The following is a 23,892-nucleotide window of genomic DNA, read 5'->3' as shown; positions in this document are numbered from 1 at the left end:
TTAGGCCAAACGCGACTTGCGCGGACGGAACGGGGTATTGTCATCAACCTTGAACCGCCCGTTGTTCATCTTTGCAAACCGTCCCATGCGGAGTAGCCGCCCGAAACTGCGCAGTCCATCTTCGCGGCTGATTTCCTCACGTGATGCAGACTGAACGAGACGCATCAACTGAGGGCGGGTGAAATCAGGATCATTCTCGACAAATGCCAGATAGGCCGCCGCCGCCTCAAGCTTGTCGCCCAGATCGCTGACACCCTGTTTTTCGAGAAATGCTGCGAAGCCACCGGGAGCGGGCGTGTCCTCGTCGCTGTCCTTTGTGGCTGCAATCTCGCGCAGGCGCTGGGCGGCAATGTCGAGCGGCTTTGACGTTTCGCGAGGCTTGGATGCCTCACCGTCTGCTGTTCCTTCTACCGTTGTCACCAGTTTCAGAGGCGGCAGACCATCGCGCTTCTGACGGTTCTCTGCGTCCAAAGCGCCCAGATCATCGCGGAAGGTCTCACCTGCGTCACGGGACCGGTTGCTTTCACCCAGTTGTTTCGCAGCTTCGGTTGCTGCAACGGCAGCTTTGAGCTGGGCGAGGGCGTCGCGATGGCGACGGCCTTCGGGTGAATCAAGTTGCTGGTTCGTTTCTGTGAAAATGCGGCTCATCGCATCTTCGACACGGCGCGGCAGCCCGTGGCGGGTCATTTCATTGCGTGGGCGTGCTGCAATTTCTTTTTCAATCTCCGCCAGCTCGGCTGAAAGATCGAAATCATCGTCATCGTTGATGCTCGCATCATCCGCCATTGGGCGCTGCGGGGTCGTCAACAACAGAGGCCGGTCGATCTGCGAAGTAGGGCGATCGTCTGTATCGGCTTTGTCAGTATCGGCTTCGTCATCAAGATCGTCTTCGACAGCCTCTTCATCCTGTGCGTCGAAACCCGTGTCTTCGCTTGTTGTTTCGCCTACATCAATGTCGTCGGATGAAGATTCATCATAAGACGTTTCGACGTCCGCCTCGTCAGCAGCAGCCCAAGCGTCATCTGCTGTGGCGTCTTCCGCGAGCTCTTCTTCCTCGGCCAACTCTATGTCGGCGTCAAATTCATGTTCTTCTACAGGTTCAGATTGCGGCGCTACGTCGTCAGAAGCGGCAGCGTCTTCGCTTTGTAAATGGTCGGCCCCGTCTTCCTCGGCCGCGACATCAAATCCTGTGTCGTCCTTGTCTTGTGACAGCGGTGTTATCTTCCGGTCTTCGGCCATCATGACTTCAGACTTGCGCTGTGCCAGCCGTGCGAGTCTCTGTGCGAGAGGATTTCCGGGGCGGAAGTCGGAGACCGTAGCGCTGGTTTTCGCGGCGGTTTCTTCTTCTGCCTTCACCTCATCGGCACTCTCAGAATCTGCGGTGGCCTCAACCTCGTTTCCTTGGCTGACCGCTGCACGGATGCGGTTCAGGCGGCTTTCAAAGCTATCGTCATCGGCAGGCGCTTCTTCTGCAGTTTCTTCGATTGCTTCTTCCTCTGGCTCAGAGTGTACGTCTGTCGCCGTCTCGTTGTTGTCTTCATCTGTCTCGTTTGAAGCGAAGTCATTTGCAGCAACTTCATCTGCCTCATCAGCAAGCCCATCATCAACGGCGGCGTCTTCTTCGGCCTCGACAAACGCATTGATCATGCCTTCGTCTGCCGGGGCTTCAGCTTCAACCTCCGCCTCATTTGCTGACACGTCGTCTTCAGCCTCGGTTTCAGCTCCGTCTTCGGAAACATCGTCAGCGAGCTGCTCGGTTCGTGTCAGGCTGACACCGCCGTCAAGCGGTTCGGCAGTGACCTGTCCGCCAGATTGGGCTTGTGCCAACCTGGCGAGCGTTTCCATATCCGGAAGGCCGGGCGCAACTTCAAGAAAGCTGTCATGACCGGCAAGGTCATGGAAATAGGTGACCACAGCCTTCATCGTCTCCACCGCATCATCAAATCCCTCAAGTCGGCACGAGAATTTGCCATAGGTAACGTCGAGGATTTTGTTTTGCTCGCTCATGAGATATCGCTTTCCTTGCTGTGAGCGGCCACGTTTCGGCCCGGTCTGTTAGGTTTTCACACCAAACCAATAACAGGTTACATTCAGGATCATTTTGTGACCCTTTTGGGGAATGTTTGTGAATCGAGGTCTAATAGGTGCCGTTCCAATCAATTGTTTCAAATGATAGACCAATTTGCCTCGTAGGTGGTGCAAGAATTTCCAAGGCCGCTTTCTCTGCCGTTTCGGCATACGCAAAGTCCTTCGTTGCGGTGGATTCAGGCGCTGATTTTCTGCTGTCGAAAGGCATTCTGCCAGAACGCGTGATTGGCGACCTTGATAGCATTTCGGATGAGGCGCGCGTGGCTTTTTCTGAGCAGATTTTCCAAGTGGCTGAGCAATCCTCGACAGACTTTGAGAAGGCGCTGAGCCGCGTTGACGCGCCCTATGTCTTTGCACTCGGATTTACCGGCGGGCGACTTGACCACACTCTGGCGGTTCTCGACGTGATGCTGCGGCTTTCCGAGCGGCCCGTCATTTTGGTCGATCAGGATGATGCGTCTTTCTTGGCTCGTGCAGGGACGGTTGCGATCGACCTGCCTCAGAAGACGCGGATCTCAGTCATGCCAGTCGCGCCGGTCGATGCGGTGACACTCAGCGGCGTTCAATGGCCGTTTGAGTCACGCGCGATGGCGATGGGTGGATTTAGCAGCCCATCGAATGAGGCGGTGGGGGGCAAAGTGGTTCTGACCAGCAGTGCACCTGTTCTGGTCACACTCCCTCTGGCGCAATTGGCGGCTGCCGTGACAACCGTTGCTCGCGAAGGATAATATAGAGGCCCGCGGCTATCGTGATGCAGATACCGATTGCGGCCAAACCGTTTGGTAGCTCCGAAAAGATCAGCCAGCCGATGATCGTGCCGAACGGAATTTCCAAGTATTGCATAGGCGCCAAGGTCGAGGCAGGTGCGAAACGCAGGCTCCACGTCATGAAGAGATGCGCGAACGTACCAAGGACTCCCATTGCGCCAATCAAAATCCAGGTTTCCGCAGATAAGCTAAACCCAAGATCACCTTGCAATTCGGGAAAAAGAACCAATCCCACGCCAAGAACGATGGAAGCTTGTATCCCGCTGATGGCCTGTAGCTTGATGGGATCCATCGCTCTGGCGATCTTGCGTGTCACCATCATGAAAAGCGCAAAAATGACAGCAACGCCCAGGGGATAAAGAGCTGGATAACCGACCTCGATGAAGTTTGGCTGGATTACAAGAAGCGTACCGATAAAACCGATGACACAGGCCCAAAGTCGATGCCAGCCGACTTCCTCGCCCATCACAAAATGCCCCAAAAGCAACATGATAAACGGCATAACGAAAGCGATCGCAATGGCGTCCGCAAGTGGCAGATAGCGCAGTGCCGTGAACATCATGGCGATACCCGCTATATGCAGAAGCGTGCGCAGGATCGTCCAGCCAAGCGTGCCTTGAGGCAGGCGCAGTCCCTGTCCACCAATAATGACAAGCGGCAAAAGCAACATTGCCTGAATACCAAAGCGGAAAGCGACCAGTACCGCGACCGCCACGGCTCCGCCCAGCAACTTGGCGATGCTGTCACCGATGGGTGCCAGCACACAGAAGGCGAGCATCAGCATAACGCCGAGGAAAGGACGGTCTGTTGTCATAGCGCGAAACTACAGTGGTAGGCGAACTGCCTCAACACATTCCGCGGTATCGCGGATCAGATCCGGCTGCTGTGCATTTAAGCCTTATGCTCTTCCGGCGCGTTTCAGCAGTTGGGAACATTCACCGCAAGGCCGCCCAAAGCTGTCTCTTTGTATTTCTCGCTCATATCGACACCTGTTTGTCGCATCGTCTCGATTGCAACATCCAACGACACCAGATGTTGACCGTCTCCACGCATCGCCAAAGAGGCTGCAGAAACAGCTTTGATGGCCCCCAATCCGTTTCGCTCGATACATGGGACCTGAACCAATCCTTTCACAGGATCACAGGTCATGCCCAGATGATGCTCCAGCGCAATCTCCGCGGCATTTTCAATCTGTTCCGGGGTGCCGCCCAACACGGCTGCCAAGCCAGCTGCAGCCATCGCGGACGCGCTGCCAACTTCTGCCTGACACCCACATTCAGCACCTGAAATTGAGGCGTTGAACTTGATCAAACCACCAATTGCCGCTGCCGTGAGAAGAAATTCAGGCACGCGAGACGCAGACGCGCCCGGAACGTGATCGAGCCAATAGCGGATTGTTGCGGGTATTACGCCGGCGGCCCCGTTCGTCGGGGCTGTCACAACCTGCCCGCCGGCTGCGTTTTCTTCGTTCACCGCCATGGCGTAGGTCGACATGTAGTCGTTGATCGTATGCGGCGCGGTGAGGTTCATACCGCGCTCGGCCAGCAGTGCGTCGTAGATCCCCTTCGCGCGGCGTCTGACTTTCAGGCCGCCAGGCAGAATGCCCTCGTTGGTCAAACCGCGTTCGATGCAGGCGTTCATCACATCCCAGATGCGCGCCAAGCCTTTCTCAAGATCTGCGCCAGGCATCCGCGATAACTCATTGGCCTTTTTCATCTCTGCGATGGTTTTGCCCGATGACGCTGCCATGGAGATCATCTCATCAGCGCTCTTGAAAGGAAAGGGCACAGGGTGGCCGGTGTCCTGATCTTTGCCAGCAGCGAGTTCGGCCTCCGTCAGCACAAAGCCGCCACCAATCGAATAGTAGGTCACCTCGGTGATGATGTCGCCTTGTGCATCTGTCCCGCGCAGGATCAAACCGTTGGCATGTCCGGGCAAAGCCGGCCCGTAATCGAAAACCAAATGATCTTTTGGATCGAATTGAAGTCTACCCAGACCGTCGGGGGAAACTGTTTTTTCGTTCTTAATCCTTTGCAACTCGCTTTCTGCGCGTTCTGCATCATAGTCATCGGCCCTGAAGCCAGCGAGGCCGAGGATCACAGCGCGATCAGTGGCGTGCCCGACACCTGTAAACGCCAGGCTACCGTGCAAAGACGCCCGGACCCCTGCGACCTGAAAGGGCTGCGCCCGCAAGTGGTCTAAGAAACGGGCCGCAGCCACCATCGGTCCAATTGTGTGCGATGAAGAGGGACCGACACCAATCTTGAACATGTCGAATACTGAAAGGAACATGCTGCGTTTCCTGCCCTTCTGCGATGGGTTTGGCTGCACGCTAGCCGGAATCCCCATGACACCATCCACCAAATACGACCAATCTCACGGTAAATGTCACTCCAGATGCAGCGCGCACGACAACGATCCGCCCTCGCGCCTCGCCTGGAAGCTGTTATAAGTCCATCGAGAGGGCTGCGGAGCGGACTATGAGTGGTGAACTGACCCCCATCGACAGAGCAAAATTTGTCGCAGCAAAACAGGCGACCGAGTATCTGGAATCCGGCATGAAGGTCGGTCTTGGGACCGGATCAACAGCCGCGTGGTTTGCGCAGTGTGTTGGGGAGCTGGTCCGCGAGGAAGGGCTGGATGTCACCTGCGTTGCCACATCCAAAGAGACTGCCATGCTTGCCCAACAGATCGGCCTGAAGACAGTTGCCCTAGAAGAAGTAAAATGGCTGGATCTGACCGTCGACGGCGCTGATGAGGTCGATGAAAGCCTCGCACTGATCAAGGGCGGTGGAGGGGCGCTCTTGCGGGAAAAGATCGTCGCGACCGCCAGTGAACGGATGATCGTCATCGCCGATGCCAGCAAGAGCGTCGCTGACCTGGGAAAATTCCCGCTCCCTGTCGAAGTCGTGCCGTTCGGCGTTGCGGTGACGAAAAATCTTATCAGCGAAATGTTGAATAGCATGGACGTTCTGGGCCGCGAGATCACCTTGCGGATGCAGGGCGATGAACCCTTTGTGACGGACGAAGGCAATTTCATCCTCGACTTACATCTGCGTCACATCGGTGCGCCGCGGCAATTGGGTTTGGTGCTGAACCAAATCCCGGGCGTGGTTGAAAACGGCCTGTTCATAGACATCTGTGACATGGCGATCGTCGGTCATGGTGATGGTAAGGTGACCGTGCGCGACCTCAGCACCAACAGCGCAGAAATCCTTCATTACGACGTGCGTGATGACGACAATATATTCACGGACGTGGCCGACTGATCCGTCGTCCATCAATACAAAACGAACCGGAGCAAAAGAATGACATTTGACTACGACCTTTTCGTGATCGGAGGCGGCTCTGGTGGTGTGCGCGCAGCGCGGGTTGCATCATCGGCTGGTGCAAAGGTGGCGCTGGCGGAAGAATATCGGATGGGTGGGACCTGCGTTATCCGCGGGTGCGTGCCTAAAAAGCTGATGGTATTTGCGTCAAACTATGCGGAGATGTTCGAGGGCGCACGCGCCTATGGCTGGGATATTGAAGACGGCGACTTTCACTGGCCAAAATTCCGCGACCATTTGCATGAGGAACTTGATCGTCTCGAAGGTGTTTACAGGCGTCTTCTCGATGGATCGGACGTAGAGATATTCGACGCGCGTGCGCGGCTGAAAGATCCTCACACAGTCACCCTTTCGACAGGTGAGGAAATCACGGCCAAGCACATTCTGATTGCCACGGGCGGTCGCCCCTCACTGCCGGATCTGCCGAATGCGGACCTGGGGATCACTTCGAACGATATTTTTCTCCTCAAGGAGATGCCGAAGTCGATCCTGATCATCGGCGGAGGTTACATCGCCTCGGAATTTGCGGGGATTCTGAACGGTCTCGGCGTGGAGGTGACGCAATACTACCGTGGCGCACAAATCCTGCGCGGCTTCGACGACGAAGCCCGCGGCCTCGTGGCCGAAGGGATGCGGGTCAAAGGCATCGACCTGCATCTGGGAACAAATATCGTCGAAATGCGGGCCGCCACTGACAAGGATCATGAGGGAGAAGAGCAGGGCGTCCCGATGGAAGAAGGCAAGCCAGTCTCCATGCCGCGCGGCAAACAAAGCGGTGGCATCTGGGTGAAGGCGACCAACGGGACCACCAAGATCTTTGATCAGGTGCTGTTCGCGACTGGCCGAACCCCCAATACTGATGACCTTGGACTGGAAGACGCCGGCATCAAAGTTGGACGCCGTGGCGAGGTTGTCGTGGATGAATACAGCCAGACGAACGTGCCATCGGTCTATGCTATCGGAGATGTGACAAACCGTGTGCAGCTCACGCCGGTCGCTATACGCGAAGGGATGGCCTTTGTTGAGACAGTCTTCAAAGGTAATCCGACGCCCGTCGATCACGAATTGATCCCGTCCGCTGTGTTCACGCAACCTGAGCTTGGCACGGTGGGCATGACCGAAGAGGAAGCCCGCGATAAGGAACCGGTGGAAATCTATTGCACCTCGTTCAAACCAATGAACCATGCATTTGCAGGTCGCGAAGACCGGGTCTTGATGAAATTGGTGGTCAGTGTCGAGACACGCAAGGTTCTTGGCTGTCACATCGTCGCAGACCATGCTGGCGAAATGATCCAGCTTGCCGGTATCGCAGTAAAGATGGGAGCGACAAAGGAAGACTTTGACCGGACGGTTGCGGTTCACCCCACGATGGCCGAAGAATTGGTGACAATGAAGGAACCCGTGCGAACAGCTTGAATTCGCATAAACAAGGCACACATGCCTAGGGAGTGTCCGGGAAGCCCGGACGACGCTGAAAGGAAGCTTGGAAAACGATGGCAGGAAATACTGGTGGCCCTTGGGGCGGCGGTGGAAATAGAGGCTCTGGCGGCGGGCGCGACGATGATCGCGGCAACGGCGGTCGGAAGCCTGACAACAACGGCCCGAATATTCCCGAAATTGATGATCTTGTGAACAAGGGGCGCGAGCAACTGCGCGTCCTCATGGGCGGTGGCGGAGATGGCCAGCGCCGGACCGGCGGCGGTGGCGGCGGAGAAGGCCCGAAGCTGACCCGCGGTACAGTCGGCTTAGGCATCATCGGTGCGATCGCCCTTTGGCTTTTCGCGTCTTTTTACACGGTCCGTCCAGAAGAACGCTCTGTTGAATTGTTCCTCGGTGACTTTCTCGAAGTTGGTGAGCCGGGTCTGAACTTCGCACCATGGCCAGTGGTGACGCGCGAGGTTCTTGCGGTCACAACGGAACGGAACATCGACATCGGTACCAGCCGCTCTGGCATGGACGCGGGTTTGATGCTGACGGGTGACGAAAACATCGTCGACATCGACTTCCAGGTTGTCTGGAACATCAACAACCCTGAAGAATATCTCTTCAACCTAGCCAACCCGCCAGCAACCATCGAAGCGGTTGCGGAGTCGGCTATGCGTGAGATTATTTCGCAGTCCGAACTCGCCCCGATCCTGAACCGTGACCGTGGTGCGATTGCTGATCGCTTGCGTGATCTGATCCAAACGACCTTGGATAGCTACGATTCAGGCGTTTCGATCATTCGTGTGAACTTTGACAAAGCTGACCCGCCTGAGCCAGTTATTGCGTCTTTCCGCGCGGTTCAGGATGCCGAACAGGAACGGGACCGTGTTCAGAACGTCGCTGATGCCTACGCGAACCAAGTCGTAGCAGAAGCACGCGGTGAAGCAGCACAAATCCTCGAACAGGCCGAAGCGTATCGTGCCCGCGTGGTCAACGAAGCTGAAGGTGAGGCAAGCCGCTTTGTTGCCGTGCTCGACGAATATACTCAGGCACCTGAAGTGACGCGAAAGCGTCTTTATCTTGAGACGATGGAAAGTGTTCTCGGCGGTGTCGATATCATTTTGCTTGATGAAGGAAACGGAAATGGTCAAGGCGTCGTGCCTTATCTGCCGCTCAATGAATTGCGTCGCAATACAGCCGGAGGGACAAACTAATGCGTAAATCAGCATTTCTCTTGCCCGCCATTGCGGTTGTTGTGATTGGCGCGCTGTCTGCAGTGTTCATCGTTGACGAACGTGAAAAGGCTTTGGTCCTGCAGTTCGGTCAGATCGTGAAAGTGCAGGAAGAACCGGGTTTGGGCTTCAAGATCCCGCTCATTCAGGAAGTCGTTCGCTATGACGACCGCATCCTGAGCCGTGACCTCGACCCAATCGAAGTGACACCGTCTGACGACCGTCGTTTGGTCGTCGACGCTTTCGCACGCTACCGGATTTCTGACGTAGAGCAGTTCCGCCAAGCGGTTGGTGCCGGTGGTGAAGAAGCGGCCGCCCGCCGTCTCGACTCCATCTTGCGTGCTGAAACCCGCGAGGTGCTTGGTTCGGTGTCCTCTAACGACATTCTGTCGACTGATCGTGCTGCATTGATGCTGCGGATCCGGAACAGTGCGATTGCCGAAGCCCGTGCGCTGGGTCTCGAAGTGATCGACGTGCGTTTGAAGCGGACGGACCTGCCGCCTGAAAACCTGAACGCAACCTACGAGCGGATGAAAGCTGAGCGTGATCGCGAGGCAGCCGACGAACGGGCGCGTGGTAACGAAGCAGCGCAGCGCATTCGTGCGCAAGCGGATCGTACCGTGGTTGAGCTCGTTTCTGAAGCGCAGCGCGAAAGCCAGATTATTCAGGGTGAGGCTGACGCCCGGCGGAACGAAATTTTCGCTGACGCCTTTGGCCGTGATCCGGAGTTCTTTGAATTCTACCGGTCGATGACAGCATATCAGCGGTCGTTGCAGCCTGGTAATTCCACGATGGTGCTGTCGCCAGACAACGAGTTTTTCAACTACTTGAAGTCTGACACTGGATCGAACTAAGCGCGTTGCTCTTCTGCAAAGCTTGAAAGGGGCCCGCACTTTGCTGGCCCTTTTTCTTTGTCTTTCGGTAACGGAATCTATCACGCGCTCTTGAGCAATAGTGTCAGAGGTTGGCGTTGCTAATTCTGCGCACTACATAAATGAATGGACGTCGGAACAGGCAGACAAACTGCCATTTACCCAGACAAAGGAGAATTGCCCCGTGAAGTCTCAGGCAATCGCAATTCAACGGGAGCAGCGGTCAGGCCGTTTGCTGCCGGCATTCGTAATCACTCTCTTCGCTGCGTTGGCGATGCTCTTGTTTCAGGTGACATCGGTATCAGCACAAGCGCGGCCACAGACATTCGCAGATCTGGCCGAACAAGTCAGTCCTGCGGTCGTGAATATCACCACAAGCACAACAATTGCCGGGCGGACAGGTCCACAGGGGTTGGTCCCCGAAGGATCACCGTTTGAAGATTTCTTCAACGATCTGGATCGTGGACCTGGCGAAGGCTCGCGGCGTTCGTCGGCATTGGGTTCGGGCTTCGTGATCTCGGAAGACGGCTACATCGTCACGAACAACCACGTCATTGAAGGCGCTGATGAAATTCTGATCGAGTTTTTCCCGGGTGGCGAACCTGGGGTGCCTGCTGAACTGGTAGGTACTGATCCGAACACAGATATCGCTGTCTTGAAGGTCGACCTCGAGGACCTGCCATTCGTTGAGTTTGGCGATAGTAATGCAGATGGCGCCCGCGTTGGTGATTGGGTGATGGCGATGGGTAACCCACTCGGCCAGGGTTTCTCGGTCTCTGCCGGTATCGTATCAGCCCGCAACCGCGCCCTGTCGGGAACCTATGATGACTACATTCAGACGGATGCCGCGATCAACCGTGGTAACTCTGGTGGCCCGCTCTTCAACATGGATGGTGAAGTGATTGGCGTGAACACAGCAATTCTGTCCCCGAACGGCGGCTCCATCGGGATCGGTTTTGCAATGTCTTCCGCCGTTGTCACAAACGTGGTCGATCAACTGATCGAATTTGGCGAAACCCGCCGCGGTTGGTTGGGTGTCCGTATTCAGGATGTCACACCGGATATGGTCGAGGCGATCGACGGGCTTGATACAGCGCGCGGTGCTTTGGTGACCGACGTGCCTGAGGGACCTGCCGCAAATGCCGGTATGGTTGCTGGCGACGTTATCCTGACTTTCGACGGGATCGAGATTGAAGATACGCGCGAGCTGGTCCGGATCGTTGGTAACTCGCCCGTTGGTAAAGAGGTCCCAGTTGCAGTCTTGCGTGATGGCGACATGGAAGACCTCACCGTCGTACTTGGTCGTCGGGAGACATCAGAGGCCGTTGCATTCCCTGCATCTGACGATACCGCCGAGCCTGAACCGGCTGAAGTTCTTGGGCTGACACTCTCAGAAATCACACCTGAGCTTGTTGACCAGTACTCAATCACGGTTGAAACCGGTCTGGTGATCACAGGCATCAACGCTGACTCCGAAGCCGCATCAAAAGGCCTGCTTGAGGGTGACGTGATCACTGAGGCTGGTCAGCAGGCTGTTGCAACTGTTGCTGATCTTGAAGCGCGGATTGAAGCGGCAACCGAAGCGGGACGGAAGTCGATCCTGTTGCTCGTTCGCCGGGGTGGTGATCCACGCTTTGTTGCGCTGCCTTTGGAAGAGTAAGGCTCACGTCCGTGCATTTTCTTGGGCGACCCTCAGGGGTCGCCCTTTTCAATTATCGGCGTTTTAACTGCTTATCCGCATCCAAAGTTCAGCCGAACCCCTCATATCTGCCGCCATTCGTTTTGGGGGTGGCGAGGGGCGCTGACCTGCACTAACTAGGGTCGAAACCGAGATATCGCTGAAGGACGACGCGAAAATGGCAAAGATTACCTACGTTGAACACGGTGGCAAAGAACACGTTGTTGATGTCGCAAACGGTCTGACCGTCATGGAAGGGGCCCGCGATAATGGCATTCCCGGGATTGAGGCCGACTGTGGCGGCGCTTGTGCCTGTTCCACCTGCCATGTCTATGTAGATGATGCCTGGGTCGAAAAGCTTCCTGCCAAGGATCCGATGGAAGAGGATATGCTGGACTTTGCCTACGAACCTGATCCGGTGAAATCGCGTCTGACGTGCCAGTTGAAGGTAACGGATGACCTTGACGGATTGCGGGTTCAAATGCCCGAAAAGCAGATTTGATCCGTAGTATTGCATTGGTGGCGGTTCTCGCCACCTCTGCTTGCGCCGACGGTATTCTTTCGGCGGAATACACTGATCCCACTGATCGCTACGCGCATGGCGTTCTGGGTGACGCGATCGAATGGGGCGGGCTGCGTCTGGAAACAACTGGTGGTGTCCGACAATTCACACTGCCTGCTGAGCGAGTGTTTGAGGACGTCGCACCCCGCCTTGTCGATCTCGATCTCGACGGTGAACCAGAGGTGGTCGTGGTAGAGACCCTCGCGCCAGAAGGTGCGCAATTGGCAATCTACGATGCAACTGGCAAAATCGCAGCGACACCGCATATTGGCCGGACGAACAGATGGCTTGCCCCCATCGGGGCGACTGATCTTGACGGCGACGGGGCAGTCGAAATTGCCTATATCGACAGACCACATCTGGCCAAGACTTTACGGGTCTGGCGGTTTGTGAATGGCGCGCTCGAGCCGGTGGCGGATCTGTCAGGACTGACCAACCACCGGATCGGTGAACGGGACATTGGCGGGGGGATCAGAGACTGTGGCGAAGGCCCTGAAATGATTACCGCCAGTGCCGACTGGAGCGCGGTCATGGCGACATCATTGCGCGGTGGGCAGTTGCAAACCCGTGCCATTGGTCCGCATCGCGACCGGCAGTCGTTTGACGATGCCTTGGCGTGTCGCGACCCGCAATAGCCGTCTCAGGTGACGCTGACGACAATTGCGATCAGGATGCTCATTTCGGCGATCTGTTGGGTCGCCCCGAGGATATCGCCCGTCTGACCGTTGATCTTTGCCTTTGCAATCATCACGCAGATGACGGTGATAAGAGCGGCAAGAAAGATCAGGCCTAGGAAACCTGTGATCAACGCAAAGAAGGCGCCGAGACCGGCAGATACCCAAAAGGTCTGTTGCGACGGGCGCCCGACGTTTTTGCTTAAACCATCTCGCCTCGCGTGTGGCAGCAGGGTCATCGCACCCACAATCGCTGACCGGCTGAGAGCACCTGTCGCGATCAATGCGATCCATGTATTGCCCGTGCCAATAATCGCGACGAGAGCTGACCAGCGGATCAGCAAAGACAATCCGAGCGCGACGACGCCGTAAACGCCAATCCGGCTGTCTTTCATGATTTCGAGGCGGCGCGCTTTGTCCCAACCGCCCCACAACCCGTCTGCACTATCGGCAAGTCCGTCCTCGTGCATGGCACCTGTCACGACAATCCCGCCAGCCAAGGCGAGTGCGGCAGTGATTGAAGGCGGAACGCCGAGCCACATAAAGATACCCGCGATGCCAGCCACAACTGTGCCGATGATGACCCCGACCAATGGATAGGCCCAAGCCGAAGCGGCACCCCGTGCCATTGCGCGATCACCGTCAATGACGACGGGCAAACGTGTCAGAAGCCCTATGGCTGCGGGCAGGTCCACACGATCAATCAGTCGTTTGTCGTCTTCGATCAAGATGCGGTCCTTTGTGGCCTTTTCATTGCCGATGCCTCGGTTAAACAGGGCCAAAGACTGACCCCAGCGAGGATACGATGCAAGCGCCATTTACGACACTCTCCACCTTTCGGGACACGCTCCTCAAAGCGCCTGATGCAGATCAGGTGGCGTTGGCCGCTGCACAGGATCGCAATGGCCAGTTGACAAAACCTCCTGGTGCTTTGGGCCGTTTGGAGGACCTTGCAATCTGGTATGCCAGCTGGCGCGGCACCCCGCGGCCAACAATCGACAATCCACAGGTTTTGATCTTTGCCGGCAATCATGGGGTCTGCGCCCAAGGCGTTTCGGCTTTTCCTGCCGAAGTCACTGTGCAGATGGTTGCGAACTTTCAACATGGTGGTGCAGCAATCAATCAGCTTTCCAAGGCGTTTGGCGCAAAGATGGATGTTTATCCGCTGGATCTCGACACCCCCACAGCGGATTTCACCGAACATCCGGCGATGAGCGAAGACGAATGCGTCAGCGCGCTGCAAACAGGTTGGAATGCCGTCGATCCTGAAGCCGACTTGCTTGTGACCGGTGAAATGGGCATCGGCAATACGACCGCGGCGGCAGCGGTCGCGGCAGCGGTGTATGGCGGCGACGCCGCAGACTGGGCCGGGCGCGGCACCGGGGTGGATGATGCGGGATTGCAGCGCAAGACAGACGTTGTCGCAAAAGGGCTGGCCCGCCACAGGGTTGATGACCCGCTTGAGGCGCTGCGCTGCCTTGGTGGGCGAGAGCTAGCTGCTATGGCGGGTGCGATCGCGGCCGCCCGACACTACCGCATCCCTGTGCTCCTCGATGGGTTTATTTGCTGTGCCGCAGCAGGCTGTCTGGCGAAAGCAGCAGATGGCGCACTTGATCATACGGTTGCCGGACACCTCAGCGCCGAGGGCGCACACCGCCGTTTGCTTGACGCCATCGGCAAGGAGCCGCTTTTGAGCCTCGGTTTGCGTCTGGGCGAGGGATCGGGTGCAGCGTTGGCAATCGGCGTGCTTAAAGGCGCGGTGGCTTGCCATTCAGGCATGGCAACCTTTGCCGAAGCAGGCGTCAGCGACGGTTAATCATTTGGTTTCGCGCGTTCGGCATTCTGCTGGCGCGCGGACAACTCCATTTCCAGCGAGCTATTCAACTCTCTTGCGCGTGCCACGTAGTCTGGCAGATCGCTGACAGGGACCCCTGGCTTCCAGAGTTCTGCAAGCTCCCTGAGCGCGGTCCGGTCATGTTGATAAAATGCCTGTTCGGCCTCGGCGGCTTCAAATTCCGTCAGGCCGAGGTTTTCCAGCACGTACCGGCCGGCCCTCAGTGAACTATCGAACATCTCTCTGACGATGTCGTCAGCTCCGGCGTCGTATAGCTCATGGACATGGACGCGGTCTCTGGCGCGCGCGATGATATGAAGGTCAGGCCGCGCTTTGCGGGCATAGCGGACAAGCTTCACCGCGTTGGATTTGTCGTCAATCGCGACAACAAGCACGCGGGCATCCTCAAGGCCTGCCGCTTTCAACAGGTCAGGCCGTGTGGGGTCGCCGAAGAAGCCGCGAAATCCGAATTTGCGCATCATCTGCACGGTGGCGAGGCTGTTGTCGACAACAACAGTGTCAAATCCGGCGCTACGGACCAGACGATTCACGATTTGCCCAAAGCGTCCGATCCCCGCAATGATCACCGTGCCTTGCTCATCAACTTCATCATGTTCTTCGTCGTCCCCATCTGACATGCGGCGGATCAACAACTCATAGACGATAAACAGCAGCGGTGTGATCAGCATGGACAAAGCGATCACAAGCAAAAGGCGTCCACCCAATGCATCCGTCAAAACACCTTGCTGTAATGAGAACGATATCAGGACAAAACCGAATTCGCCGGCCTGCGCCAAGCCCAACGTAAAGAGCCAGCGATCCTTGCGGTGAAGCCTGAAGGCCGTTGCCAATGCAAAAAGGATGAGTCCCTTGACCAACATAATGCCCAAGGCCAACCCAACGATCCCAAACGGATCTGACCAAAGCAGATTGAAGTCTATCCCTGCGCCGACCGTGATAAAGAACAGCCCCAGCAACAATCCCTTGAATGGCTCAAGATCGCTTTCAAGCTCGTGCCTGAATTCCGAGTTTGCCAATACGACCCCTGCCAGAAATGTTCCCAAAGCGGGGGAAAGGCCAACCATTTGCATCAGCACAGCGATTGAGACGACCATGAGCAGTGCAAGGGCCGTATACATCTCCCGCAGTCGGGCGTGATGGATGTAGCGGAAGACTGGCCGTGTCAGAAAAATGCCTGCCAGAATAACGGCTGCGACAGCACCAAGCGTCACCAAGGTGACGCCCCAACTGGGTAGTCCTTCGACAAGGCTGATTGCCGCATGGTGCCCGTCGTCATGCTGGGTTGCGGCTCTGACGACTGAGCCATCTTCGGCCAGCGAAAGGACCGGTGTCAGCGCCAGCAGCGGCAGCAGAGCAAGCATCGGGATCACAGCAATATCTTGAGCTAGAAGCACCGAGAATGTTGACCGTCCGCCGCTTGTTCTGACCAATCCTTTTTCGCTTAGGGTTTGGAGGACGATAGCCGTCGAAGACAATGCAAAGATCATCCCGATTGCAATCGCCGTTCCCCATTCATAGCCGAAGAGACGGGCACCGAGTGTGATTGCAAACGTGGTTCCAAGAACTTGAATCCCGCCCAAACCCAAAAGACGCTGCCGCATATTCCACAAAGCACGCGGGTCGAGCTCCAGTCCGATGAGAAATAGCATCATCACGACGCCGAACTCTGCAAAATGCTGGAGGTCTTTTGTTTCAGTGCCGACAAGACCGGTCAGCGGGCCAATTGCAATACCTGCCAACAGGTATCCCAGCACAGACCCCAGACCAAGCCGCGCGGCAAGCGGCACCGCGATCACGGCGGCACCAAGGTAAATTGTCGCTTGAAAAAGGAAGCTTTCCATCAGCTTACCTGTCAGCCATCGCTTTGTAACACCACTTCGCTACCTTAACGGCCAGACTTCAGTTTGAAAGGGGGGCAGACCGAAAGTCCGAAGTCTCTAGCTGTCAGGCAGCCCGATTGCATAGGTCCGACCGCGCTTGACGTAGTTCAGCGCCTCATCACCGATGGCGACCACCTGACCGCCGTCAAGTTCAGAGCCTACCTCCACACGCACGTAGCGGCCGTTGCTGAGGCGCACCAGTGCGCGCCGGTCGCTGGGCCGGCCGTAGACGCCGATCAGATTGATGTCGCGCAGACGGATCGCATCCTCGATTGTGGCGGCTCTTGCGACGCCGCCTGGCACAGGCCCAGTCGTACGGGGTGCAGGAGCTGCGGCGACCTCTGATGCGGCTGGAGGTTGCTCAGGCGTCGGTGTGCGCTGGGCAGAGGCTGCTGCTGCCGTCAGCGTTTCTGCCGTGCGCTGTGCCAGAACGCGTGCTGCGGCCTGTTCCAGAGTTGCCGGACGATCTGCAGGCCGCACCGAAGACGTGACGGCAAGATTTGTACTATTGTCAAACCGCAGCGTCGCGTCTGCTGCCACCACTCCTTCGAGGATATCTGTCAAATCGGACTGGGCACCGACCGTGGTCGGTGACAGCCCGTTGGGCCGCAATTGGGGGCGAAGGTCGGCGTCCGCGCCTGCTTCGACGGTTTCACTGTCCAGCGCGACGCTACCGGTGTTTTGCAGTTCAAGCGCTGCAAGACCCACGCTGCCTGGCGGTAACTCTGCGCTTTCTTCAGTGGGGGAGCTTCCCGTGTCAGCGTTTTCAACGACCAGATCATTGGGCCTGAGTGGTGGAATAACCTCAGGGGGTCCCGGGACAATGACAACGCCGTCAGGTGTCTCGTTCAAAAGCGCAAATCGGGCGAGGTCCTCTTCGCTCAGCTCAGGACGTGGGCCCGCCAGTGGCAAGTCTGGAATCCCGGCAAACACGATGACTCCGTCGGGTGTCACCGCACCATCTGGTGTGGCTCGCACGAACCCGTCCTCATCACGCTCGAACACAGCCTCTGGAGGGGGCGGGTTGGTTGGTGAAACAAAGACCACTTCGGGCTCACTCGTCCGCGCAAAGTCGGGGCGCAATTGGGCTGCGCTGTAAGTTTCAGTGCTTGCGGGTGGGGTGAAACCGAGTGCAATCGCACCTGACGGTTCGTCAAAGAAGCGCGGTGCGCGCAACCAGACACCGGTTGCGTCGTAGAATGCCCGCGCTTCGTCTGGTGTCGCGACGCGGCCCACATCAACCCGTGGTGCGGTGCTTAAAGCACTGTTATCCTCAGCAATCTCTGATGGCGGGGGCGGAGGCAGTTGCGGTGGCAAAGGCAATGCATCTATTTCTGCCTCTGCAATGATCTGTGGTGCCGCGCGATCAACAGGCGCAGCACTTGTGCTTGCAACGCGCGGTGGATCGGCGATTTCAGTGCTTGAAAGCGGTCTGATCTCTTGCGTGCCGACCTCAGGCGGTATTGCGGCAATTAAATCCTCGACGCTTGCGCTTTCGGTTGGCGTAGATGCAACAGTGGCCGTCACGACCTCCGATGGGGCGACGGCAACCGCCTCTGGCTCAGAGGATGGCAAAGCACCCCAGACGGCAATGCCTAGAATGGCGGCGATACCAATCCCAGCAGCGACCAGTTTCGGGTTGACCGTCGATTGGACGCCCAGTTGACGAACAGGTGCTGGTCCAACTGTGGCTGGTGCCGCGACAGTCGGCGCGCGCTCGGCCACAAGGGGTGCCGCCGCGACAGGGCGGCGGGCTGTGAAAGTTCTAGATCGTGTTTCAGGGATGATCGCATCAAACAAGCTTGGCTTGAACAGCGTTGCTTGAACATTGGAGGCAGATGCATGGGCCATTTCTGCCGTCTCTGCCGGGGCAGGGCGCACCTTTAGCCGCGTACCGGTGACGACCGCAGGTTCCGCGCGGTCAATCGTATGACCGGACCCCAGTATTTCGTCGGCAATCGAAGTCGGCCCGAAGAAGACCTCTTTCTCGGATGTGCCATCAGGTGGTAGCGCGACAAATGCAACTGGCCTGAAGCCATGCCCGTCAGCGAATGATTCCGCTTCTTCAAGAGTCTCGCGTGCTACGGCTGCGATATGCGTTTGGTCGCCCGCCAACCAATGGTCGATGACAAGGTCGAACAAGCTGTAAGGTGTGGTGCCCTCGACGGCTGCATGTACTTCCGCTTGACTGGCCTCAGCCCGATCTAGCGTCAAAAACTTGATCTGATCTGCCGGGATAATGAGCTTTGTTGCAAATCCGTCTGGCGCAACAGCCGCGGCCTTGGCCCGTAGATTGGCCAGGTCATTGTCCAGTTCTTCGCTGCTGATATCGACATGCCCGATGGCGCGCCATCCATCAGGGGCGCGGTGTAAGAGGTCGATACCCTCAATCGAAAGGGAAAGCGCAAAATTGGCTGTCATTGGATGCGTCTAGCATGATCGTTTATCCGGCAAAACGCGTTTGCCCCCACGTTTTTCATGCTAAAGCAGAAACCCGCCCAGGCCAAGGGCAGGGCGGGTCCCAAATCGATTATGCAGTCGCTTTTGAAAGGGCTTGATCGAGGTCTGCGATCAGGTCGTCGGCGTCTTCAATGCCGATCGACAAGCGCACAATGTTCGGGCCTGCACCAGCCGCCTCTTGTTGTTCCGTCGTCAACTGCCTGTGCGTTGTCGAGGCCGAGTGAATAATCAGGCTGCGCGTGTCACCAAGGTTGGCCACATGGCTGAAGATTTCGAGGCTATCCACAAGTTTGACACAGGCGTCGTAACCACCTTTTACAGCGACGGTAAACAATGCACCGGCGCCACGTGGGCAGATCTTTGGAACAAGTTTCGAGTATGGTGAACTGTCCAGACCCGCATAGGTGACATAGTCTGTTCTTGGATCATCTTCGAGCCACTTTGCGACCTTCATGGCGTTCTCGACATGACGATCCATGCGCAATGACAGTGTTTCAATCCCCATCAAGGTGTAGTGGGCCGCTTGCGGGTTCATGGTCATGCCCAGATCACGCAAACCAATCGCAATGCCGTGGAACGTGAATGCCAGCGGGCCGAATGTCTCGGCAAATTTGAGGCCATGATAGGCAGGCTCTGGCTGGCTGAGTGATGGGAACTTGTCGTTGGCGGACCAATCGAACTTACCGCTATCGACGACACAACCACCCGTTACCGTGCCGTTGCCGGTCAGGTATTTCGTGGTGGAGTGGACAACCAAGGTTGCCCCATGCTCGATCGGACGGCAGAGATATGGGGTGGCAGAGGTATTGTCGACGATCAGCGGGATACCTGCTGCGTCAGCAACGCCAGCAATGACCTCCAGATCGGTGATGTGACCGCCGGGGTTTGCAATCGCCTCGCAGAAGACCGCACGCGTGTCATCGTCGATGGCCGCTTTCACGGCTTCCGGATCGTCCATATCCACAAATTTCGCAGACCAGCCGAACCGTTTGATGGTTTGGCTGAACTGGGTGACGGTCCCGCCGTAAAGACGGCTCGAAGCCACGATATTCCGCCCAGGTTGCATGAGCGGGAAAAGCGCCATGATCTGGGCGGCATGACCGGATGAACAGCAGACCGCGCCAACGCCACCTTCAAGCGTTGCGATACGTTCCTGCAAGGCAGCAACAGTCGGGTTGGTCAGGCGCGAATAGATGTAACCGACTTCCTGCAAATTGAACAAAGCCGCAGCATGTTCAGCATCGCGGAACACGTAAGCTGTAGACTGGTAGATCGGCACTTGCCGCGCACCAGTTGCCGGATCAGGCCGCGCACCAGCGTGAATTTGCAGCGTGTCAAAGCCGTAACTTGGACCATCGGTCATTTTGGGACTCCCTTTTCAATCTCTCGAAGCTAGGTGTAGGCGCAATTGAAAAGGCACTCAACGGCTGCCGGCAAAAGAGGATCAAACATGCCCCATCCTTTCCATTTCGCGTTCCACGTTTCCGATCTGGAAGAGGCCCGAGAATTCTATTCCGGTGCGCTCGGCGCAACCGAGGGGCGGTCAACTGACACTTGGGTAGATTTCGATTTTTTCGGCCATCAATTGAGCCTGCATCTTGGCGAACCTTTTGCATATGCTGCGACGGGTAAAGTGGGTGCACATGACGTTCCGATGCCCCATTTCGGCATTGTGCTGCCACTTGATGAATGGACAGCACTCGCTGGGCGCTTGGAAGAGCTTCAGACAGATTTCATCATCGCGCCGTCAGTGCGTTTCAAAGGTGAGCCTGGCGAGCAGTGGACGATGTTTTTCAGGGACCCTTCTGGCAATCCAATCGAAGTGAAGGGCCTGGCCGAAGAGCAAGGACTCTTTGCCAAGAGCGCTTGAAGATGACTAGGCGCGGCCAATCACGCCTATCGTTTGGCGGTCCGGCCACGCGAGATGTTGCGTCACCGCATCCAAAGGCCCTCTGACCGCAGCTTTTTGCGAATTGCCTGCTCCTTGCGCGGCAGATTGCTCCGGTCAAAAAGTGCACGGATTTTTGCGCCTTTGTTCTGGAAAATGATCCGTTTGTAGGCCTCGTGCTGTTTCAACACCTTCTTCACCTTGTTTGGGGCGGTGATCTTTTCGAGAAACGCAACCGTTGCATCGCTGGCCGTTGCATAAAGCAGCGGTAGATAGCGGTAGTGATAAGTGACCTGCCCGTCGAGGCCATGCAGGCCAAGGCCCGGTCTTCCACCACCCAGACTGTGAATGACAAGCGGCAAGGCAATCTGATCCAACCATGGATAGAGGGGTTGGATGACCAACTCGGCTGGCGGATCGTCGCGAATACTGGTGGCATAGCGGGTGAAACGCGCCCCGAATTCAGCAGGATCAGCGCCGTAAAACCAACCCGCGTTAAAATAGAGATAGCGTTCCCAGTATTCATCCGGCTGTGACAGGTCGAGAGAGCTTTCAAAATCAAGCCCGAAGCGGTCATAGAGCGATTTCCAGATCGCGCTGTAGCCCGGCCAATAGAGTTCCTCTACAGGCCACGTTGGCCCACGCCTCATGGACGCGGCTGGTCTGTTGAAATCAAAACGGATTCGCCCCAGATCGCCTGTAATGAGCGTATCGCTGTCAAAAAAGATGAAAGGCTCGTCGGCAGGCAGGGCTTTCAAGGCTTCGATCTTGTTTCCGTGCGGATAGCTTTGCCCGAAGAATTCGTTTTCAAATGGGACAATATGGGCCCCTTGTGCCTCAAGCGCTTCTTTGACGGGGTGGGGCATCCGCGGATCCTGATCCCACAGATCATTCGGTTGCGGTTCGGCCACAAAAAGTTTGCCCACGTAGTCTGGCGATGCCGCACGAAGAGAGACGGCGAACAGCAACGCCTCATAGGCAAGCCGACCGGCCTGTCCGATGATCAGAATATTGGGTTGGACGTGTGTGTCTGGCATGGTCGGCATGAAATGAAGTGTCGTCCATGACTAGTTGCTAGGCAGCTGCGTTGCAAACCCCACTTGTCATGGGCGATTTCGGCCAAGCCACATGGTTTGCTAGGCGCCAAAAGGCGCTTCATTCAAGAATCCGACATCATCGAAAATGGTGGGCGACCCTGGAATCGAATTTTCCACGACCGCCGCCAATACTATTGGTAACTGTTTTTATTTAACTTGTCATGCGAGGGGTAACGTGGGGTGGGCGATTTGTATCGAGAAATGACCCAAATGTATCGAAGAGGCGCTATATAACCAGGTCAAGCGGCAGGTCGGAAATGTCTCTCAGGCGTTTTCCATCAATCATCGTTTCCACGAGTTCCAGAGTTTCGCGTTCCTGTTCCACGAGAACTTCAACAAGTTCATTCAAAGCGAAGTGGTAGACACAATCAATGTCACCAGTGCCCAAAGCGATGGCAGCAATTCTTGAGGGGACGGGCTCAGCGGTGATCGCTGCAATGTGTGGGAGGCGACCCTTGCGGTTACGCACTAAGTTCAATGCCTCAGAGCGAGTGTTCTGAACTCTGTCTGATCGAATAGTAAGCTTACAACTCACCGAAGCATGTAGCGTAGCATATGCACCATTGGCCTGGCGGATAGAGGTTTGTTTTGCGACACTGTCATCTACGATGAAATTGCCAGCATTGATGCTCTCATCCGTCTCAGGTTCACGTATGACCACCACATCTGGCTTGATGAGGTAGTCCGTACCTAGATGGGTCTTCAGTTCTCTACTGGCGTCAGAGAGGATGCGCAGTTCATCAAGGTGAGCATACTGGTCGAAGAGGGAGATCGCTTTTCCTCTTTCGACTGAGAAGTGTCCTGGACGGAGATGTGAAAGCTGTACGATGCTTTCTTGGAGAAAGCCCTGGCACACGCTTTCAAACATATGCCCTGCGGTCTGGCCTGCTGGCTTCTCCGCCTTGTGCTGCGTTGTTCCAATCTTGCCAACTAGGGCCGACGAAATTTCTCTACTGGCCTTGTTTGACACATCCGCAATGCTGGGGACCGACTTTGTGATCGAGATTGGCCCAGCAAGGCATGCAGAATGGAAATCCTTCCTGGCTTTTTTCAACCAAGCTTCCATCAGGCGACCGCGTATAGTCTTTTCGTGGAGGTGATTGCAGCTTTCACATTCAGTGCGACAGCCTCTGCAACAGGAGGGGGGAAGGCATTGCCAACCTGGCGGTACGCATTTGTCTTTCGTCCCGCGAACTGCCAGTCTTCAGGGAATCCCTGAACCCTTGCAGCCATTTGGACAGTCAGCCGAGGAAGCCCAACGAAATCTCGTTCGGGGGCTTCCTCCGCAATGGTCTTGCCATTTACGCCAAGGGCCTCCCAGGCTCTCTTGGCACGAGTTGGACCCAAGTCAGGGCCACCGTGCTTCTTTGAACCGCCAACGATGGTAGGGGCAATCTCATCAGCATTGTCCCGCCACTTCTTGGCACCACGCCAACCTTTGGATGCCATCATCTCATAAAGTAGCTCACCGACGGTTGGCGGTGTCGTGGCCTTACCAACTGGCCAATCAAAGTTGTCAGCGTAGTCGTCATGCATGGCTACGATCACCACTCGTGGGCGAAGTTGTGACACGCCAAAGTCACACGCATTGTACAGGTGCCATTCGACACGTGTGTACCCAAGCTTCTTCAACTGCGACTTCAGTTCATTTCGGTAGTCATGAAAGACAGCATCAAGGAAGCCGCGAACATTCTCCAACATCACAGCCTTAGGACGAACCTCATCAATTACCCGAACGGCGTGTGGAAAAAGGTCTCTTTCATCGTCCGCTCCTAGCTGCTTGCCAGCCTTTGAAAACGGAGGACAAGGGACACCACCAGCAACAAGATCAACTCCACGGAAGGGAGTGGCGTCAAATTTTGTTAGGTCGCATTGCTCCCCCTCCAAAACGTTCCATGTAGGACGGTTCAGCTTGAGGGTGGCACGTGCCCATTGATCATTCTCAACAAGTGCGTCGTGGCCAAAACCTGCACGTTCAAGGCCAAGTGCTTGTCCACCGCCTCCCGCACATAGTTCAATTGACGATAATGGTTTTGTCATTTGTTAACGCTCCTTACGACATCATACACAGCATGTTGGGGCCGC

Annotated in this window: 20 protein-coding genes; 10 read left to right on the top strand and 10 right to left on the bottom strand. The window is 56.4% G+C overall.

Translation table 11 applies throughout. The features are described from left to right. On the bottom strand, nucleotides 1-2,007 hold the full coding sequence (locus tag BM316_RS08715) for a hypothetical protein (protein ID WP_090206551.1): 2,007 nt from the start codon (nucleotides 2,005-2,007) through the stop codon (nucleotides 1-3). A 137-nt stretch (nucleotides 2,008-2,144) separates the two neighbouring features. Between BM316_RS08715 and BM316_RS08710 the strand changes: the two genes are divergently transcribed. After that, nucleotides 2,145-2,816 (top strand): thiamine diphosphokinase, encoded by a 672-nt coding sequence (locus BM316_RS08710; protein WP_090206548.1) that lies wholly within the window; start codon nucleotides 2,145-2,147, stop codon nucleotides 2,814-2,816. Here BM316_RS08710 and BM316_RS08705 read toward each other — a convergent pair. Then, nucleotides 2,758-3,669, bottom strand: a complete 912-nt coding sequence (locus BM316_RS08705; RefSeq protein WP_090206545.1) for a DMT family transporter — start codon at nucleotides 3,667-3,669, stop codon at nucleotides 2,758-2,760. The two genes, BM316_RS08710 and BM316_RS08705, sit on opposite strands and share 59 nt — an antisense overlap. A gap of 104 nt (nucleotides 3,670-3,773) precedes the next feature. Continuing rightward, a complete protein-coding gene (locus BM316_RS08700; protein WP_090207785.1) occupies nucleotides 3,774-5,147 on the bottom strand; it encodes an L-serine ammonia-lyase in 1,374 nt (457 codons plus the stop codon). A gap of 188 nt (nucleotides 5,148-5,335) precedes the next feature. On the opposite strand from BM316_RS08700, the gene rpiA reads away from it, so the two are divergent. The 7 genes from rpiA (at nucleotide 5,336) to BM316_RS08665 (ending at nucleotide 12,588) form a co-directional block, all read left to right on the top strand. Then, entirely contained in the window at nucleotides 5,336-6,124 is a 789-nt protein-coding gene (gene rpiA / locus BM316_RS08695; RefSeq protein WP_090206542.1) for a ribose-5-phosphate isomerase RpiA, read from the top strand. A gap of 39 nt (nucleotides 6,125-6,163) precedes the next feature. Continuing rightward, nucleotides 6,164-7,600, top strand: coding sequence for an FAD-dependent oxidoreductase (locus tag BM316_RS08690; RefSeq protein WP_090206538.1), 1,437 nt, complete (start codon nucleotides 6,164-6,166; stop codon nucleotides 7,598-7,600). 77 nt (nucleotides 7,601-7,677) lie between these two features. Next, entirely contained in the window at nucleotides 7,678-8,823 is a 1,146-nt protein-coding gene (hflK, locus tag BM316_RS08685) for an FtsH protease activity modulator HflK (protein WP_090206534.1), read from the top strand. Continuing rightward, a complete protein-coding gene (hflC, locus tag BM316_RS08680) occupies nucleotides 8,823-9,695 on the top strand; it encodes a protease modulator HflC (protein WP_090206531.1) in 873 nt (290 codons plus the stop codon). Before hflK ends, hflC begins: the two co-directional genes overlap by 1 nt. Nucleotides 9,696-9,987: 292 nt before the next feature. Then, nucleotides 9,988-11,373 (top strand): Do family serine endopeptidase, encoded by a 1,386-nt coding sequence (locus tag BM316_RS08675; protein WP_090207783.1) that lies wholly within the window; start codon nucleotides 9,988-9,990, stop codon nucleotides 11,371-11,373. Between the two features lie 196 nt (nucleotides 11,374-11,569). Then, a complete protein-coding gene (locus BM316_RS08670; protein ID WP_090206528.1) occupies nucleotides 11,570-11,893 on the top strand; it encodes a 2Fe-2S iron-sulfur cluster-binding protein in 324 nt (107 codons plus the stop codon). Then, nucleotides 11,890-12,588: an FG-GAP repeat domain-containing protein gene (locus tag BM316_RS08665; protein WP_375342233.1), complete on the top strand. Its 699-nt coding sequence runs from the start codon at nucleotides 11,890-11,892 to the stop codon at nucleotides 12,586-12,588. The genes BM316_RS08670 and BM316_RS08665 overlap by 4 nt, the downstream gene beginning before the upstream one ends. Before the next feature lie 5 nt (nucleotides 12,589-12,593). On the opposite strand, the gene BM316_RS08660 is transcribed toward BM316_RS08665, so the two are convergent. Continuing rightward, nucleotides 12,594-13,445, bottom strand: a complete 852-nt coding sequence (locus BM316_RS08660) for an adenosylcobinamide-GDP ribazoletransferase (RefSeq protein WP_090206526.1) — start codon at nucleotides 13,443-13,445, stop codon at nucleotides 12,594-12,596. Between BM316_RS08660 and cobT the strand changes: the two genes are divergently transcribed. After that, nucleotides 13,433-14,443 carry a nicotinate-nucleotide--dimethylbenzimidazole phosphoribosyltransferase gene (gene cobT, locus BM316_RS08655; protein WP_090206523.1) on the top strand — a complete coding sequence of 337 codons (1,011 nt, stop codon included), beginning with the start codon at nucleotides 13,433-13,435 and terminating at the stop codon, nucleotides 14,441-14,443. The two genes, BM316_RS08660 and cobT, sit on opposite strands and share 13 nt — an antisense overlap. On the opposite strand, the gene BM316_RS08650 is transcribed toward cobT, so the two are convergent. The 3 genes from BM316_RS08650 to BM316_RS08640 form a co-directional block, all read right to left on the bottom strand. Then, nucleotides 14,440-16,323, bottom strand: a complete 1,884-nt coding sequence (locus tag BM316_RS08650) for a monovalent cation:proton antiporter-2 (CPA2) family protein (protein ID WP_090206520.1) — start codon at nucleotides 16,321-16,323, stop codon at nucleotides 14,440-14,442. The genes cobT and BM316_RS08650 overlap by 4 nt on opposite strands. Before the next feature lie 96 nt (nucleotides 16,324-16,419). Continuing rightward, complete coding sequence (locus BM316_RS08645) at nucleotides 16,420-18,783, bottom strand: hypothetical protein (RefSeq protein ID WP_090206516.1); 2,364 nt, start codon at nucleotides 18,781-18,783, stop codon at nucleotides 16,420-16,422. Nucleotides 18,784-18,892: 109 nt separating this feature from the next. Next, the gene (locus BM316_RS08640; protein ID WP_090206512.1) at nucleotides 18,893-20,185 is read right to left on the bottom strand and encodes an O-acetylhomoserine aminocarboxypropyltransferase/cysteine synthase family protein; all 1,293 of its coding nucleotides are present in this window, start codon (nucleotides 20,183-20,185) and stop codon (nucleotides 18,893-18,895) included. 87 nt (nucleotides 20,186-20,272) lie between these two features. Between BM316_RS08640 and BM316_RS08635 the strand changes: the two genes are divergently transcribed. After that, nucleotides 20,273-20,692 (top strand): VOC family protein, encoded by a 420-nt coding sequence (locus tag BM316_RS08635; RefSeq protein ID WP_090206509.1) that lies wholly within the window; start codon nucleotides 20,273-20,275, stop codon nucleotides 20,690-20,692. A gap of 62 nt (nucleotides 20,693-20,754) precedes the next feature. Here BM316_RS08635 and BM316_RS08630 read toward each other — a convergent pair whose 3' ends face one another. The 3 genes from BM316_RS08630 to BM316_RS08620 all read right to left on the bottom strand — a co-directional run bounded on the left by BM316_RS08630 (nucleotide 20,755) and on the right by BM316_RS08620 (nucleotide 23,847). Next, nucleotides 20,755-21,747: a GT-B fold glycosyltransferase domain-containing protein gene (locus tag BM316_RS08630; protein WP_090207779.1), complete on the bottom strand. Its 993-nt coding sequence runs from the start codon at nucleotides 21,745-21,747 to the stop codon at nucleotides 20,755-20,757. Between the two features lie 286 nt (nucleotides 21,748-22,033). Further along, nucleotides 22,034-22,873, bottom strand: a complete 840-nt coding sequence (locus tag BM316_RS08625; RefSeq protein ID WP_090206508.1) for an NgoMIV family type II restriction endonuclease — start codon at nucleotides 22,871-22,873, stop codon at nucleotides 22,034-22,036. Then, on the bottom strand, nucleotides 22,873-23,847 hold the full coding sequence (locus BM316_RS08620) for a DNA cytosine methyltransferase (RefSeq protein ID WP_090206505.1): 975 nt from the start codon (nucleotides 23,845-23,847) through the stop codon (nucleotides 22,873-22,875). Before BM316_RS08620 ends, BM316_RS08625 begins: the two co-directional genes overlap by 1 nt. Nucleotides 23,848-23,892: the final 45 nt, after the last annotated feature.

It is taken from the genome of Yoonia litorea, assembly GCF_900114675.1.
Classification (GTDB): Bacteria; Pseudomonadota; Alphaproteobacteria; order Rhodobacterales; family Rhodobacteraceae; genus Yoonia; species Yoonia litorea.
The sequence above is the reverse complement of the archived record's forward strand: the minus strand, read 5'-3'. Positions and strand labels throughout refer to the sequence as shown.